Source organism: Amycolatopsis vastitatis (genome assembly GCF_002234595.1).
Classification (GTDB): Bacteria; Actinomycetota; Actinomycetes; order Mycobacteriales; family Pseudonocardiaceae; genus Amycolatopsis; species Amycolatopsis vastitatis.
The window spans coordinates 76,349-91,981 of the sequence record NZ_NMUL01000022.1 but is presented as its reverse complement, the minus strand read 5'-3'; the positions used below and the strand labels follow the sequence as shown (position 1 = coordinate 91,981).

At 68.9% G+C, this 15,633-nt stretch carries 10 protein-coding genes; 7 read left to right on the top strand and 3 right to left on the bottom strand.

Annotated features, from left to right (window positions below; translation table 11 throughout):
* Positions 1-79 precede the first annotated feature (79 nt).
* From CF165_RS22520 to CF165_RS22510, 3 genes are all read left to right on the top strand, one after another.
* Positions 80-1,171, top strand: coding sequence for an RICIN domain-containing protein (locus tag CF165_RS22520; RefSeq protein ID WP_093949524.1), 1,092 nt, complete (start codon positions 80-82; stop codon positions 1,169-1,171).
* Positions 1,172-1,202: 31 nt separating this feature from the next.
* Positions 1,203-3,884 (top strand): RICIN domain-containing protein, encoded by a 2,682-nt coding sequence (locus tag CF165_RS22515; protein WP_240521729.1) that lies wholly within the window; start codon positions 1,203-1,205, stop codon positions 3,882-3,884.
* Positions 3,885-3,969: 85 nt separating this feature from the next.
* Positions 3,970-6,189 (top strand): beta-L-arabinofuranosidase domain-containing protein, encoded by a 2,220-nt coding sequence (locus CF165_RS22510; RefSeq protein WP_240521728.1) that lies wholly within the window; start codon positions 3,970-3,972, stop codon positions 6,187-6,189.
* A gap of 53 nt (positions 6,190-6,242) precedes the next feature.
* Here CF165_RS22510 and CF165_RS22505 read toward each other — a convergent pair whose 3' ends face one another.
* From CF165_RS22505 to CF165_RS22495, 3 genes are all read right to left on the bottom strand, one after another.
* The gene (locus tag CF165_RS22505) at positions 6,243-7,694 is read right to left on the bottom strand and encodes a family 43 glycosylhydrolase (protein ID WP_093949521.1); all 1,452 of its coding nucleotides are present in this window, start codon (positions 7,692-7,694) and stop codon (positions 6,243-6,245) included.
* A gap of 145 nt (positions 7,695-7,839) precedes the next feature.
* Positions 7,840-8,952, bottom strand: coding sequence for an alpha/beta hydrolase family protein (locus CF165_RS22500; protein ID WP_240521727.1), 1,113 nt, complete (start codon positions 8,950-8,952; stop codon positions 7,840-7,842).
* A 113-nt stretch (positions 8,953-9,065) separates the two neighbouring features.
* Positions 9,066-9,617 (bottom strand): snapalysin family zinc-dependent metalloprotease, encoded by a 552-nt coding sequence (locus CF165_RS22495; protein WP_093949520.1) that lies wholly within the window; start codon positions 9,615-9,617, stop codon positions 9,066-9,068.
* A 243-nt stretch (positions 9,618-9,860) separates the two neighbouring features.
* Here CF165_RS22495 and CF165_RS22490 point away from each other — a divergent pair, with 243 nt between their 5' ends.
* The 4 genes from CF165_RS22490 to CF165_RS22475 all read left to right on the top strand — a co-directional run bounded on the left by CF165_RS22490 (position 9,861) and on the right by CF165_RS22475 (position 15,611).
* The gene (locus CF165_RS22490) at positions 9,861-10,091 is read left to right on the top strand and encodes a hypothetical protein (protein WP_093949519.1); all 231 of its coding nucleotides are present in this window, start codon (positions 9,861-9,863) and stop codon (positions 10,089-10,091) included.
* Positions 10,092-10,468: 377 nt separating this feature from the next.
* On the top strand, positions 10,469-11,896 hold the full coding sequence (locus tag CF165_RS22485) for an APC family permease (protein ID WP_093949518.1): 1,428 nt from the start codon (positions 10,469-10,471) through the stop codon (positions 11,894-11,896).
* Positions 11,893-14,724 (top strand): glycosyl hydrolase 2 galactose-binding domain-containing protein, encoded by a 2,832-nt coding sequence (locus CF165_RS22480; RefSeq protein ID WP_093949517.1) that lies wholly within the window; start codon positions 11,893-11,895, stop codon positions 14,722-14,724. Before CF165_RS22485 ends, CF165_RS22480 begins: the two co-directional genes overlap by 4 nt.
* On the top strand, positions 14,721-15,611 hold the full coding sequence (locus tag CF165_RS22475) for an ROK family protein (protein WP_093949516.1): 891 nt from the start codon (positions 14,721-14,723) through the stop codon (positions 15,609-15,611). Before CF165_RS22480 ends, CF165_RS22475 begins: the two co-directional genes overlap by 4 nt.
* Positions 15,612-15,633 lie beyond the last annotated feature (22 nt).

Below are 15,633 nucleotides of genomic sequence, written 5' to 3'. Positions count from 1 at the left end.
CTCACCCCTGGTCGGCACTCGGGAGCGCACCCAGCCGCCACCTGTTAACGCTAACAAAACCGAAGATTGCGAGGACCCGATGACGCGTCCTTTGGTATTCCGGCTGGCGGCTGCCGTGGTGCTGTGCCTGGTGGCCGGTCTGCTCTCGGTGGCCACCGCGCAAGCGGCGACGGCCTTCACCAGCACGGTGGTCAACTCCTCGAGCGGCCAGTGCGCCACCGTCCCCAACGGCAACAGCGCGGTGCAACTGACCCAGACGGGCTGCACTTCCGGCGCCGGGCAGTCGTTCCGGTTCACCCCGGTGTCCGGTGACATCTACATCGTCGGCACGTTCACGTCCGGCAGCTGTGTGGACATCTACGGTGCGTCCACTGCGGACAACGCCGCGGTGATCCAGTACGCCTGCCACTCCGGGACGAACCAGCAGTTCCGGCTGCAGGTCAGTGGAAGCGCTTTCAATCTGGTCGCGGTCGGCTCGGGCAAGTGCGTCACGGCGGTGAACGCCGTGCTCGTCCAGCTGGCCTGCGGCACGGCGAGCGCCTGGCGGCTGCCTGGCTACCAGTCCGGCGGCGATCCGCAGACCCCGCCGGAGAAGACCGTGCGGGTGTGGCTGCTGCGGCCGTCCGACGTGCCCTACGACCAGCGCTACCCGGACGGCATCGCGAACGTGATGCGGGAAGCGCAGCGGTACTACGGGCAGGAGCTGGGCAAGACGTTCCGGCTCAACGACGCGATCGTCCAGGTCGTCACCGGCGACCACGTGAAGAGCTGGTACGAGAACACGCCCAACGGCGGCGACCGCTACTGGTGGGCCGTGTTCAACATGCAGCAGGAGCTGGTGCGCCGGTTCGACGTCCGGGACGGGGACAGCCGGTGGATCAACGTCGGCGAGGTCATCGCCGAGGGCCAGGGCGCGGGCGGCGGCGGAGGCAACGGCTGGGTGATCCTCTGCCAGCACGACGCCGACGGCGCGGCCGGGATCAACGGCCCGATGAACCGCTGGTACGGCGGCATGGTGCACGAGCTGGGCCACGCGTTCGGCCTGCCGGACTCGACCTCGACCGACGGGACGCCGATGTCGGCGTCGTTCTACGACTACCCGAACACGCACTTCAGCCAGAGCCAGAAGACCGCGATCTTCAACGGCCCGTACGGCTCCTTCCTCTTCTGAACCCTCTGAACCTTCCGAATCGGAGAACCCGATGAGACGTCCGGCCTTGCTCGCCGTCGCCCTCTTGACGGCCGGCTTCGCAGTGGTGGCTCCGGCGAACGCCGCGGCCACGTTCACCAGCACGATGGTCAGCTCTTCGAGCGGCCAGTGCGCCACCGTCCCCAACGGCGACAGCGCCGTCCAGCTCACCCAGACGGCCTGCACCTCCGGTGCCGGCCAGTCGTACACGTTCACCCCGGTGTCCGGGGACGCCTACACCCTCGGCACCTTCACCTCGGGCAGCTGTGTGGACATCTACGGCGCGTCCACTTCGGACAATGCCGCGGTGATCCAGTACGCCTGCCACGGGGAGACCAACCAGCAGTTCCGGCTGCAGTCCGTCGGGACGAACACGTTCAACGTCGTGGCCGTCAGCTCGGGCAAGTGCATCACCCCGGCGAACAACGCGCTCGTCCAGCTGCCGTGTTCGAGCGCGAGCGCCTGGCGCGTGCCCGGCTACACCCCCGGCACGTCCGACACGTACCAGGGCATCCCGAACCTGGCGCCGAACGCGTGCAAGAACTCCGGGCTGCCACGGTCGTACGGCACGAACTTCCAGACGCCGAACGACCCCTACGGCCAGGGGTTCCAGAACACCACCGCGATCGGCTGGGACGGCAACTACTGGCCGGTCTTCAGCTACCTGTCCGGCTCGTTCTTCGCCCGCGGCGTGAACAAGACGTACAACGGCCTGTGCGGCGGGATGTACTCGTTCAGCGCCTACACCTACGGCGGGAACCCGGGCGCGCAGTCGGTGCAGTGGACCGAGGACAACGGCTACCTTCCGGCGATGACGACGTCCCGCACCTCCGGGACCGTCGGGGTCACCATCAAGAACTTCGCCGACAAGGTGACGATCAACGGCTCCCCGGTCATGCTCGTCTACACGCGGGTGTCGATCAAGAACAACGGCTCGTCCTCGGTCACGGTGCCGCCGGGCGGTTCCGGTCCGGGCCTCGTCCGGCTGACCTCGTCCACATTGGACACAGTTGCGGCCGGGCAGACCAGCAACCACGACTTCGTGGTGGCCGTGGACAACTTCGGCAGCGGTGTCGCGCTGCCGACCGGCTCGACGCTGTCCTCGAACGCGCCGAACTACGACACCGCCTACAGCCAGATGACGGCGTACTGGAACTCGCGGCTGGCCGAGACGAACACCTTCAGCCTGCCGAACACCACTCTGCCCAACACCGGCAACCTCGCCAACCCGGGTACCGCGATGGCGAACGCCTACAAGGCCGGCACGATCTACAACCTGATCATGCAGGTGGGCAAGGCGCAGTTCTCCGGCGCCAACAACTACAACTGGATCCTCAACCACGACGTGCCCGGCGAGCTGACCGCCAAGTTCGAGACCGGCGACTTCCACGACGCGCGCAACCTGCTGCTCACCGCGCGCATCTCCCAGCAGGACAACTGGGACGAGGTCGGCGCCAACTGGTACTGGGACGGCGTCTGGAAGACGATGGGCGCCTGGGCGACGTACCTGGCGAAGACGAACGACACCGCGTTCGTCAGCCAGTACTTCAACGACACCGGCTCGTGGGGGCCCAGCCTCCGCACCATCGCCCGGGTCAAGTACCCCGCCCAGCTCGCGTCGGACGGGACACTGCAGACCAACTTCGACAACGACTCCACCGGGCGCTGGCTGTTCAGCAACTTCTCGGCGTTGCAGATGCTGGCGTCGTACAAGTACATCGCGACGAAGATCGGCCAGACCGCCGAAGCGACGTGGGCGAACACCGCCTACAACTCGCTGCTCACCGCGTTGAACACGGTCGTGGGCCGCAACCAGTCCGCCAACGGCTTCAACTACCTGCCGTGCGAAGTGGACAAGCCGAACAGCGCCAACCGCTGCAACACCTTCAACGACGCCAACTGGGCCTCGCCCGGGTGGGTCGGGCAGAACCAGTGGTCGACGATGCTGTCCGGCGGCGCGCTGACCGGCATCATGGGCGACCCCGGCCAGGTCGACCGGATGTACCAGTGGGGCTTCAACCGGTTGTCCGCCAACGGCTACCCCTTCCCGACGTTCGGGGCGTTCAACGGGTATTCGACGGCGTACAACACGTCGTACTCCTCCGACGGGCTGTACTCCAACAACTACCGTGACCTGCCGATCACCAGCTACGCCTGGCAGCTCAAGACCACCACCGGCGGCCCGAACGCCTGGTGGGAGGCCAACGGCAGCGGGCCGAGCTCGGCCAACCCGTGGATCGGCAGCCACGCCGGCCCGCAGTTCGGCGCGTGCCCGTACGCGTGGCCGATCGCCGGGCAGCAGCAGGGCCTGCTGGAGTCGCTGGTGGCCGAGGGCCTGGCGTCGAGCGGCTCGGGGCCGTACACGTTCAGCCGGCCGCTCTACATCGGACGCGGCGTGCCGAACGCCTGGCTCACGCCCGGCCAGACGATCTCGGTCGGCAACCTGACCAACACCTACGACGTGGCCTCGGGCAGCCGGTCCACCTACGGGGTCTCCCTCGCGGTGAGCGGCTCGAGCGGCGCGCGCGTCGTCACGGTGACGACGTCGGGCAGCCTGCCGGGTGGCACGGTCGCCATCCAGTTGCCGGTGTTCCTCTCCACCGGCGTGAACTCGGTCAGCGGCGGCAGCTACGACGCCGCCACGCACACGGTCACCGCGAGCGCGAACACGGTGACCATCACCCTCGCGAGCTGAGTCTCCCGTGGCTGTCGTGAGTGAGAAACAGCGTTCTAACCCTGTTTCTCACTCACGACGGCTCTCCCCCCAGAAAGGCTCGATGATGCGTGAACCCACCTTCGATCGCCGTCTGCTCTTCAAAGCCGTCGGCGCGCTCTCCGCGAGCGCGGCACTGGCCCCGGCTCTGGCCGGCCCCGCCGCCGCGGCGACCCGGCCCGATATCGGCGTCTCGGTCTTCCCGTTCCCGCTGAGCGCGGTGCGGCTGCAGGCCGGGCCGTTCCTCGACAACATGAACCGGCAGCTGGCCTACTTCCGGTTCGTCGACGCCGACCGCCTGTTGCACACGTTCCGGCTCAACGCCGGGCTGGCCAGCTCGGCCCAGCCGTGCGGCGGCTGGGAAAGCCCCACGACGGAACTGCGCGGCCACTCGACCGGGCACCTGCTGTCCGGGCTGGCGCAGGCGTACGCCAATACTGGCGACACCGCGTACAAGACCAAGGGCGACTACCTGGTCAACGCCCTCGCCGCGTGCCAGGCGGCTTCGCCCGGACGCGGCTTCCACACCGGTTACCTCTCGGCGTTCCCCGAGAACTTCTTCGACCGGCTCGAGAGCGGCCAGTCGGTGTGGGCGCCCTATTACACTCTGCACAAGATCATGGCCGGGCTGCTCGACCAGTACCTCCTCGCGGGCAACCAGCAGGCCCTCGACGTGCTGCTGCGCAAAGCGGCGTGGACGAAGGCCCGCACCGATCCGCTGTCGGTTTCCCAGATGCAGCAGGCGCTGCGGACCGAGTTCGGCGGCATGCCCGAGGTGCTGACCAACCTGTACCAGGTGACGGGCGACGCGAACCACCTCACGACGGCCCAGCGGTTCGACCACGCCCAGATCCTCGACCCCCTGGCGGCGAACCAGGACCGGCTGTCGGGGTTCCACGCCAACACGCAGATCCCGAAGATCCTCGGCGCGATCCGCGAGTACCACGCCACCGGGACGACCCGCTACCGCGACATCGCCGTGAACTTCTGGCGGATCGTGCTCGACCACCACTCGTACGTGATCGGCGGCAACTCCAACGGCGAGTACTTCCAGACGCCCGACGCGATCGCGAGCCAACTGTCGGACAACACGTGCGAAGTCTGCAACACCTACAACATGCTGAAGCTGACCCGGCAGCTGTTCTTCACCAATCCGGTGGCCGAGTACATGGACTACTACGAGCGGGCGCTGTTCAACCAGATCCTCGGCGAGCAGGACCCCAACTCGAGCCACGGTTTCGTCACGTACTACACGCCCTTGCGCGCCGGCGGGATCAAGACGTATGCCAACGACTACGACGACTTCACCTGCGACCACGGCACCGGCATGGAGTCGCAGACGAAGTTCGCCGACAGCGTCTACTTCTCCAACGGCGAGACGCTGTACGTGAACCTGTTCATCGCGTCGGTGCTGACGTGGCCGGGCCGGGGGATCACGGTCCGGCAGGACACGACGTTCCCCACGTCGTCGAGCACGAAGCTGACGATCAGCGGCTCGGGGCACATCGCGCTGAAGATCCGTATTCCGAAGTGGACGTCGGGCGCGGTGGTGAAGGTCAACGGCGCCGCCCAGGGCACGGCCACGCCCGGGACCTACTTCACGATCGACCGGACGTGGGCCTCCGGCGACGTCGTCGACGTGTCGCTCCCGGCGTCGCTGACCTTCCCGCGGGCGAACGACGACGCGGGCGTCGGCGCGGTGAAGTACGGCGCGATCGTGCTGGCGGGCCAGTACGGCTCGACCAACCTGAGCGCGCTGCCGACGTTGCAGCCGGGGACCTTGGCGCAGGATCCCGCGAACCCGTTGCGCTTCACCGGGACGGCGAGCACGGGCGCGGTCACCCTGCTGCCGTTCTACGCCACGCACCACCAGCGGTACACCGTGTACTGGCGGATGGGGAGCACGCCACCCGCCGGGACGTCGTACGAAGCCGAGGCGGGCACGCTGGGCGGCCAGGCCGCCGTGCGGAGTTCGTCAGGTGCCTCGGGTGGCGCCCTGGTCGGCTATGTCGGCGGTGGTTCGGCGAACTACCTGCAGTTCAATGGCGTCAACGCCACCGCGGGCGCGCATCCGGTGACGCTCTTCTACGCCTCGGGTGAGGCTCGTTCGCTGACGGTGAGCGTCAACGGCGGTGCCGCGGTCTCGGTCGCCACGCCCGGCACTGGTGGCTGGGACACCGTCGGGTCGGTGCAGGTGACGTTGAACCTGGCCGCGGGCGCCAACACGATCCGGATCGGCAACCCGTCCGGCTGGGCACCCGATGTCGACCGGATAGTAGTGGGTTGAGTTGTCGTGAGTGAGAAACAGTGTTCTAACCCTGTTTCTCACTCACGACCGCTTTACTGCGCGGGTTCGCCCGACGGGACCGGGAGCCGGGTGCCCAGGGCGACCGGGGTGCCGAAGTTCGGTGTCCCGTCCGCGTTCCAGGTGAACTTCTGAGCGCGGGTGGTGCGGTTCATGTCGCAGCCGCCGTTCACGGAGTTGTTGGCGTGGTAGACGATCCAGTCCTCGGTGCCGTCGGGCGACTTGAAGAACCCGTTGTGGCCCGGCCCGAACACCGAGTTCGCGGTGCTGCGCTGGAAGACCGGCTGGGCGGACTTGACCCACGACGACTGCTGCAGCGGGTCACCGCCGTTGTAGGTCAGGATGCCGAGCTTGTAGTCGGGAGTGGAGCAGTGGCTGGCGGAGAACACGATGAACGTCTTCCCGTTGTGTTGCAGCACTTCGGCGCCTTCGTTGACCGCGCCGCCGACGGTCTCCCAGCTGTACGTCGGAGACGACAGGATGTGCCTCGTCCCGCCGGCCGTCCACGGGTTGGACAGCGGGCGGATGAAGTTCGGTTGCGAGCCGTTGTAGAACGTGCCCAGCAGGTACAACTGGCCGTTCAGCTGCAGGATGCTCGGGTCCAGCTCCCAGGTGTTGTCCTGGGTGGGGTCGAGCAGGTCGGCCTTGAAGCCGTAGGGCCCCATCGGGTCGGTGCCGGCGCTTTCGAGCACGTGGATGCGTTGCGTGCCGAGGTCGTAGGGTTCCCGGCCGGCGACGTAGTACAGGTACCAGCGCGGCCCGTTCGGCCCGGTGAGCAGGTGGAACTCGGGCGCCCACATCGTCCCGGCGCCGTTGGGCCGGCTGAGGGTGAAGATGACGGTGTCCGGCGCGGAAGCCAGCCCGCCGAGCGTGCGGGACTTGCGCATGGTGATCGTCGAGTTCCACGTCGTGGTGGCGAGGTAGTAGTAGCCGTTGTAGTACTGCAGCCACGGGTCCGGGCCGTGCTGGCTCAGCGGGTTGGTGAACGTGGCCGCGGCCGTCCCGGCGGTGATCCGCCAGACGCCGCTCGCCGCCGTCGTGCACGGCTGCTGGACGAGCCCGGTCCCGCTCGCCGCCGGGGCGACGCACTTCCCGGAACCGACCGAGACGACCGTGAACGTGTTCGTGCCTGCCGGCTGCAGCCGGAATTGCTGGTTCGTGCCGGAATGGCAGGCGTATTGGATGACGGCGGCGTTGTCGGCGGTGGACGCGCCGTAAACGTCGACGCAGCTGCCCGCGGTCATCGTCGCGATGGTGTAGACGTCGGCGCTGTTCTGGTACGGGGTGAAGGTGAAACTCTGGTTCGGCGCCGAAGAGCACCCGCGCTGAATGAGCTGCACCGCGCTCGAACCGTCGGGCACCTCGGCGCAGTTTCCGCTGCCCTGGTTCACCATCGTGCTGCTGAACGTGGTCGCCGCTCGCGCGGGAGCCGCCACGAAGAGACCGGTCAGCAGAATTGCCGCCGCTAGCCAGGGTGATCGCCGCATTGTGCCCTCACATCATCGACGAGAAGGAGAGAGACCCGGAGCTTGCGACGGTACTCCGGATACGGCGTGACGGACAGGGACAAAGCGAAAAGAACAGCCGATTCCCCTTTCCGGGAATCGGCTATCCGGTGTTGCCGTGAATGGATTATCCGCGCGCGAGGTATCGGCAGAAGAATGCGCCGAGGGCCGTTCTCTGGGTGGCGAAGCTCCGCTCCGCGTCGACGGTTCCGATGTACGGCGCGACCGCCGCGGGGTCCAGGCCGAGCTGGGGAAGGAGCACCTGGTAGTCGGTGTAGCTGAAGTGCTCGCCGTCCGGGACGCGCAGTTCGCGGATCCAGCCGCGCTGGTTGCGGAGGAACTCCTGCCACGAGGCGTCGGAGGCGGCGCTGTGGTTGCCCGCGCTCATCAGCAGGAAGGGCCGGTCGAGCCCTTCGGTGACGACCCGGCCGAAGTCGCGGTCCCGCTGGGAGTACGCCATGCTGCCGTCGAGGTCGGCACCGGCGTCGATGCGGCGGTCGGCGACCATCGTCTCGCCGGTGGTGAACCCGCCGGCGGAGTGGCCGAACATGCCGACCCGGGTGAGGTCCAGGGACAGCCCGGCGGGCAGCTCGCGGCGTTCGGCGTCCGGGTTCCCGCCCCTGGCCAGGACTTCCAGCTCGCCGAGGACGAACCGGATGTCCGCCACCCGCGTGGCGATCAGCTGCTTGCCGGCGCCGGCGGGCGGCCGGACCTGCGGTTCGACGCGGCCGCCGGGAAACTCGACCGCCGCCGGTTCGTGTGTGTGGTCGACGGCCACGGTCACATAGCCTTCGCTCGCGAGCTGCTCCAGCTGCGCGGTGCCGACCGACCGGGGAAATTGGGCGCTGGGGGAGTAGAGCACGACGGGCCGCGGGCCGCCGACGGCGGGCGCCCCGGTGCGGGCGTGCGTGGGAAAGGTGTAGTCGAGCCGGTCGGCGGGGATGCCCAGCAGGTTCGCGTCCTGTCCGGCGACGGGTCCGGCGGCCCCCGGCGTGAGGTAAGGCGCCTTCGGGCCACCGCCCGGCCGTGCGGGGTACCGGACGGTCACCATCAGCTCCCGGGTCGTGCCGGCCACCCACGGGTCGGCGCGACCGGAGTCGACGAGGTGCAGTTCGGTGCTGCCCACGGCGTAGGGCCCGGTGGGCGCGGGAAGCGCGAGCCGGACGGGAGCGGCCGCGGCGACCGCGGCGGAGGCGGTCAGGAGGACGCCGGTGAGACCGGCGGTCAGAGCTTTTCGCATGGTTTGACCGTATTGACGGCCGGGTCCGGCGTCATCGGGATGATCACGGAGATCGACCCCGTCAGGGACGCGAGCGTGGCCCGGGCGCCGGGCCCGGGCCACGCTCGGCAGGCTCAGAAGCCGTAAACGGTTTCGTAGACCCGCTGCTCGTTGGTCGCCACGAGCCCGTTGGCCCACAGCTGGTTGACCCGGGAGCGCTCGGTCGCGTTGGGGACCGCGTTGGTGCAGGACGGGCCGGGGCCGCCGCCCGACATCAGTTCCGAGCACGGGCCCGAGTAGTGGTCGGGCAGGCCGAGGGCGTGCCCGGTCTCGTGCGCCGCGATGCGGGTCGGGTTGTACTGGCGGGCCTGGGTGTAGTCGATGAAGATGGTGCCGCTGCCGTGGCCGTTGGTCGAGGCGTAGGAACCGCGGGGGTCGTTGCCCTCGGTGTAGCGCAGGCTCGCACCGGAGCTGCGCTCGACGAGCTTGACGTTGGTCACGCTGCGGTTCCAGTTGGCGGCACCGGCGTTGATGACCGAGCGGAACGTCGGCGCGCCGGCGGTGCTGTAGTAGACCGTGGTGACGGCGGCTTCCTGCTCGGTGGCGGCCGACGCGGTCCCCGCGGCGAGCGGGGTCATGGTCAGGGCGAGCGCGACGGCGCCGGCCAGGGCGAACTTCCTCGACATCGGGAGACTCCTCGTGGGGACGGGGATTTGCCGGAATTGCGCGCGCTGTCGAGAATTTACCTGGACGACTCGTTTGCCGGAGCCGACTAACGTAGGGGCCGGAAAGTGGTGATTTACCAACACCATCGACGGGTTGACAACGGCAAGGGGGGAATGCTGGTGGCGAAGCGGTGGTTGTGCCGGGCGAGACAGGGCCGGGCGGCACTGGCCGCCGGTAGGCTGGAGGGGTCGGGAGGAGCGGGCATGACGGCCGAAGAGCTGATCGTCGAGTTCGCCCTGACCCGGCTGGACCACCCGGACCTCGACTTCGAGGAGATCGCCGCACTCCTGGTTCGGCGGGGCGGGCCGGAGCGGGAGCTGGAGTTCGCCTCCCGCAACCTCGCCGACCGTGGAGAGCTGCGCAGCGCCTCCTTCCCGGCCGCGGTCGAGTACGTGCTGCGGGTGGTCCTGACCCTGCGCGGGCCCTCCGACTAGTCCGAAGTGGACATCCCGCCTGAGCGGCGGTAGGCAGCGGGCTGGGCCCGCAATCGTCGGTGCGCGCGCCGCTGACCGTCGGGCTTCGCCTGCCGCGTGGCGGCCGGGTCGCGAGTCGTCTGTCGCGATCTTCGGAATCGCTGCTCGGCGTCATGCGGGCGCAGCCCCGTGCGTTCGACGGATTCGCTCACCGTGTGCACCACGTCGCTCGCCCAGCGGCGCCGGTCCGGTGCCCGCACGCTCGCCGGAGTTTCGACCCGCGGCCCGTTTGGTCCCGCCGAGTCCTCCTGCGTTGCCGCAACTTTACCCACGGAACCCTTTCGACCTCGGCCGTTCTATGTTAAGAAACTTTACTAACTACTAGTCGGAGGCACGCCGTGAGTTCACCCACTCGTTCCGGGGAACCGCCCGCACTGGAGCGCAAGATCGGCCCGCTGCAGGCCACCGCGATCAACATGACCCAGATGTGCGGCATCGGCCCGTTCGTCACGATCCCCGCCATGGTCGCCACCATGGGCGGCCCGCAGGCGATGTTCGGCTGGATCATCGGGGCGATCATCGCGCTGGCCGACGGGCTCATCTGGGCCGAGCTCGGCGCCGCCATGCCGGGTGCCGGCGGCACCTACCTCTACCTGCGCGAAGCGTTCCAGTACCGGACCGGGCGGCTGATGCCGTTCCTGTTCGTGTGGAGCGCGGTGCTGTTCATCCCGCTGATCATGTCGACCGGCATCATCGGCCTCGTCCAGTACCTCGGCTACCTGATCCCCGGCGTGACCAACGACGCGGGCACGACGCCGCTGGGCAAGATCATCGGCGTCGGCATCACGCTCGTGATCATCCTGGCGCTGTTCCGCAGGATCGGGCAGATCTCCAAGCTCACCACGGTGCTGTTCGTGATCATGCTGGCCGCGGTGCTCGCGACGATCGTCGCCGCGTTCTCGCACTTCAGCGCCGCGCAGGCGTTCGACTTCACGCCCGGCGCGTTCAGCTCGGCCGGCGAGGGCACGTTCTGGGGCGGCCTCGGCGCCGGCCTGATCATCGCCATCTACGACTACCTCGGCTACAACACCACCGCCTACCTCGGCGGCGAGGTGCGGGAGCCGGGCCGGACGCTGCCGCGGTCGATCGTCTTCTCGATCCTCGGCATCATGGGCCTGTACTTCCTGCTGCAGGTCGGCGTCCTCGGCTCGATCCCGCTGGAGCAGCTGAAGGACGCGAAGTCGGTCGCTTCGTCGGTGCTGGAGCAGGTCTGGGGCACCGGCGCCGCCAAGGCGATCACCGTGCTGATCGTGATCGCCGCCATCGGGTCGGTGTTCGCCGGTCTCCTCGGCGGCTCGCGCGTGCCGTTCGAAGCCGCGCGCGACAAGGTGTTCCTGCCGATGTTCGGCAAGCTGCACCCGAAGCTGCACCTGCCGACCGCGGGCGTGCTCACGATGGGCGCCATCACGATCCTCGGCTCGCTGTTCACCTTGACCACGGTGATCAACGCGGCGGTCGCGACGCTGGTCATCGTCCAGTCGCTGGCCCAGGTCGCCGCCATCGTCGTGCTGCGTCGCCGTCAGCCGAACTTGCGGCGGCCGTACCGGCAGTGGCTCTACCCGGTGCCGACGCTGGTCGCGCTCGTCGGCTGGGTCTACATCTACCTCGAGGCCGACTGGCTCTCCACCGGGCTGTCGCTCGGCTGGATCGCCGTCGGCGCGATCGCGTACCTGGTCTACGCCAAGGCCGAGCGCACCTGGCCGTTCGGGCCCAAGGAGATCAAGGAGGCCTTCGCCTCCACCGAAACCGAAGGGGTTCAGGCATGACCAAGAAGCTCGCGGTCCTCGCCGCGCTGCTCCTCGTGCCCGGCGTGCTCAGTGTGGCCGGACCCGCCGCCGCACAGGACGCGCAGGCGGCCGCCCGGCCGCACGGGTTCAGCACGATCGGCCTGCCCGGCTGGCAGGTCCTGACCACGGCGAGCGTCAAGGACGGCGGCGAAAAGGTCTCCACTCCCGGCTACGCGACCCAGGGCTGGCTGCCGGTCAAGCCGGACGACGCGGGTGCGCCGGGCACCGAGATCAACGCCCTGGTGCAGAACGGCAAGTGCCCGAACGTCTTCTACTCGGACAACATGCGCAAGTGCTTCGGGTACGTCGACAAGGTCGGCCCGGTCGTCACGAAGCCGTTCTCCGACCCGTGGTGGTACCGCACCGACTTCACCCCGGACATCCGGCTGGGGCAGCACGCGAAGCTGACCATCCCGGGCATCGTCGGGGAGGGCGACGTCTGGGTGAACGGCACGCTCGTCGCGACGAAGGACATCGTGAGCGGCGCCTTCGCCGGGCACACCTTCGACGTCTCGAAGCTGGTGAAGCCGGGCAAGAACACCCTGGCGATCAAGGTCTACCCGAACAACCCGCTGAAGATGTACACGCTCGACCAGGTCGACTGGAGCCAGATCCCGCCGGACAACGACACCGGCATCCAGTTCCCGCCGACCCTGCAGGTGTCCGACGCGCTCACCGGCGACAACGCGCACGTCGTGCAGGACAACGCCCCCGACCTGTCCAGCTCGAAGCTGACGGTCAAGGTGGACGTCGCCAACGACGCGGCCACCGCGCAGACCGGCGACGTCGCCGCGACGGTCACGCCGCCTTCGGGGGCGCCGATCGTCGTCACCCGGCGCGTGACGATCCCGGCGAACACCCGGCAGACCGTGACGTTCGCGCCGGTGAAGATCGCGAAACCGCAGGTCTGGTGGCCGTACTCGATGGGCGGCCAGCCGCTCTACACCCTGACCACCGCGGTGTCGCAGAACGGCGTGCTGTCGACGTCGTCGAAGAGCACCTTCGGCATCCGCACGGTCACCTCGCGCCTGGTCGGGAAGTCCGCGCCGCTGCCGGAGGGCGCCCGGCAGTTCACGATCAACGGCCGGGACTTCGTGTTCCGCGGTGGCGGCTTCGCGCCGGACCTGTTCCTGCGCTACGACCGGGCCGACACCGCCCACCAGATCGCACTGATCAAGAACCTGGGCCTGTCCGGCGTCCGGCTCGAAGGCCACGACATGCCGCAGGACTTCTACGACCAGGCCGACCGCGCCGGCCTGCTGGTGATCGGCGGGTTCCTGTGCTGTGACGCCTGGCAGCCCGACACCGCCGAGCAGCTCGGAGCGCGGGACCTGCGGATCATCCACGACTCGTCGGTCAGCATCGCACAGCGCGAACGCAACCACCCCAGCGTGTTCAACTACGGCTGGAGCGACAACGAGCCGTTCCCCAACCAGGAGAAGGCCGTCCTCACCGCGTTCAAGCAGGAGGACTTCCAGGTCCCGGTCATCGCGTCGGCGGAGTACAAGAGCACGCCGACCCTGGGCAACTCGGGGGAGAAGGAGGGCCCGTACGACTGGGTCCCGCCGTCGTACTGGTACGACAGCTCGCACTTCGACGCCACCGACGACAGCCGCACGAACGCGGGCGGCGCCTGGGGCTTCGCGAGCGAGCAGAGCGCCGGGCACACCGTGCCGACGCTCGACTCGATCAAGCGGTTCCTCTCGCCCGCCGAGCAGGCGAAGCTGTGGCAGGACCCGGCGTACAACCAGTACCACGCGAACTTCGAGCCGGACCACGGCGGTTACGCGTTCGGCACGCTCTACACGCTGGACCAGTCGATCCTGCAGCGGTACGGGCAGTGGACCTCGCTGGAGTCCTATGTGGACCTCGCGCAGATCGCCAACTACGAGAACACCCGCTCGCAGTTCGAAGCCTTCCTGCACCACTCGACGGACAAGGACAACCCGTCGACCGGCGTCGTCTACTGGCAGCTCAACAAGGGCTGGCCGACGCTGCTGTGGTCGCTCTACAACGACGACGGCGACCAGCCGGGCGCGTACTTCGGTGCCAAGAAGGCGAACAAGCCGCTGCACGCGCTCTACGGCTACGACGACGGGAAGGTGACGCTCGACAACCTCGGCGCGACGACCCAGTCCGGGCTTTCGGTGCAGGCCCGCGTGCTCGACACCGCGGGCAAGGTCCTGGACGACCAGACGGCCGGCGGTATCTCCCTCGGCAGCCAGGGCGTCAAGACCGGCGTCCTCAAGCCCAAGGTGCCCGCCGAGACGAAGGCGCCCGCGCCGGCGCAGGTCTACTTCGTCGAGCTGCAGCTGAAGCAGGGCGGAAAGGTCGTCGACCGCAACGTCTACTGGCTGTCCACGCAGAAGGACGTCGTCGACTGGGCGAAGACGCTGGGCAACCCGCAGGCGACGCTCTCGCAGTACAGCAACCTGCAGGCCCTGCGGAACCTGCCGAAGTCGCAGGTCAGCGCGGTCGCCTCGACGAAGCCGGGCCGCGGCGGCGACCTCGTCACCACGGTGACGGTCACCAACACGGCGAAGAACCCGGGCGCGGCGTTCTTCCTGCGGGCCGACGTGCGCCGCGGGACGCCGGACGGGCGTGAGGCGCCGGGCGACAACCAGCTCGCGAACGCGACCTGGGACGACAACGACATCACGCTGTGGCCGGGCCAGTCGCAGACGCTGACGGTCACCTACCAAGCCGCCGACCTGTGCGGCGCGGTGCCGGTGATCAGCGTCGACGGGTTCAACACGGGCCGGCTCGTGGTGCCGGGGAACGAGGGGACTGGAGGGTTCTCGGAGTGACAGGGGAACGGATTCTCGGGATCGACTTCGGCGGCACGAAGGTGGCGCTGGGGCTCGCCGACCGCGACGGCACCCTGCTGGCCACGCGCCGGCTGGACACCGACGCGCAGGCGGGAGCCGACCAGGTGGTGGTGCGGGCGCTCGCCGGGGCCAGAAGCCTCCTGGCCGACGCGGGCGCGGTGCCGGCCTGCATCGGCGTCGTCAGCCCGGGAATCGTGCTGCCGGACAAGATCCTGCTCGCCCCGAACGTGCCGGGCTGGGAGCAGCTGCGGCTGGCGGAGCTGGTGGCTGCGGAGTTCCCGGCCGTGCCGATCACGGTGGGCACGGACGCGAAGGCCGCGGCGCTGGCGGAATGGCGGTGGGGAGCACTGGCCGGGGCCGACCCGGCGGTGTTCCTGTCGCTGGGCACCGGCATCGCGGCGGCGGTGCTGATCGGCGGCCGGGTGCTGACCGGCGCCAACGGAGCTGCGGGCGAGATCGGGTACAACCTGCTCTCGCCGCAGGACACCGAGGGTTTCTCAAGCGGAGCGGCGCCGCTGGAAGAAGCCGTCGGTGGGCGTGGGCTGGGCGGCCGGGCGAGCGAACTGCTCGGCCGCCCGGTCACCGCCGCCGAACTGTTCGCGCTGGCCAAGGAGAACGTCGAGGCGAAGGAACTGGTGACGGCGGCGCTCGACGAGCTGTCCATGCACGTGGCCAACCTGGCGATCGCGCTGGACCCGCAGCGCATCGCGGTCGGCGGCGGGCTCGTCCGCTCGGCGGACGTGCTGCTGCCGGCGCTGGCGGACCGGCTCGCGCACGCGGTGCCGTTCCCGCCGGAGCTGGTGCCCGCCCGCTTCGACCAGGACGCGGCCCTGCTGGGTGCGGTGGCCCTGGCCTTGGGCGGTTAGACGTCCGGGTGGTGTGCCGGTG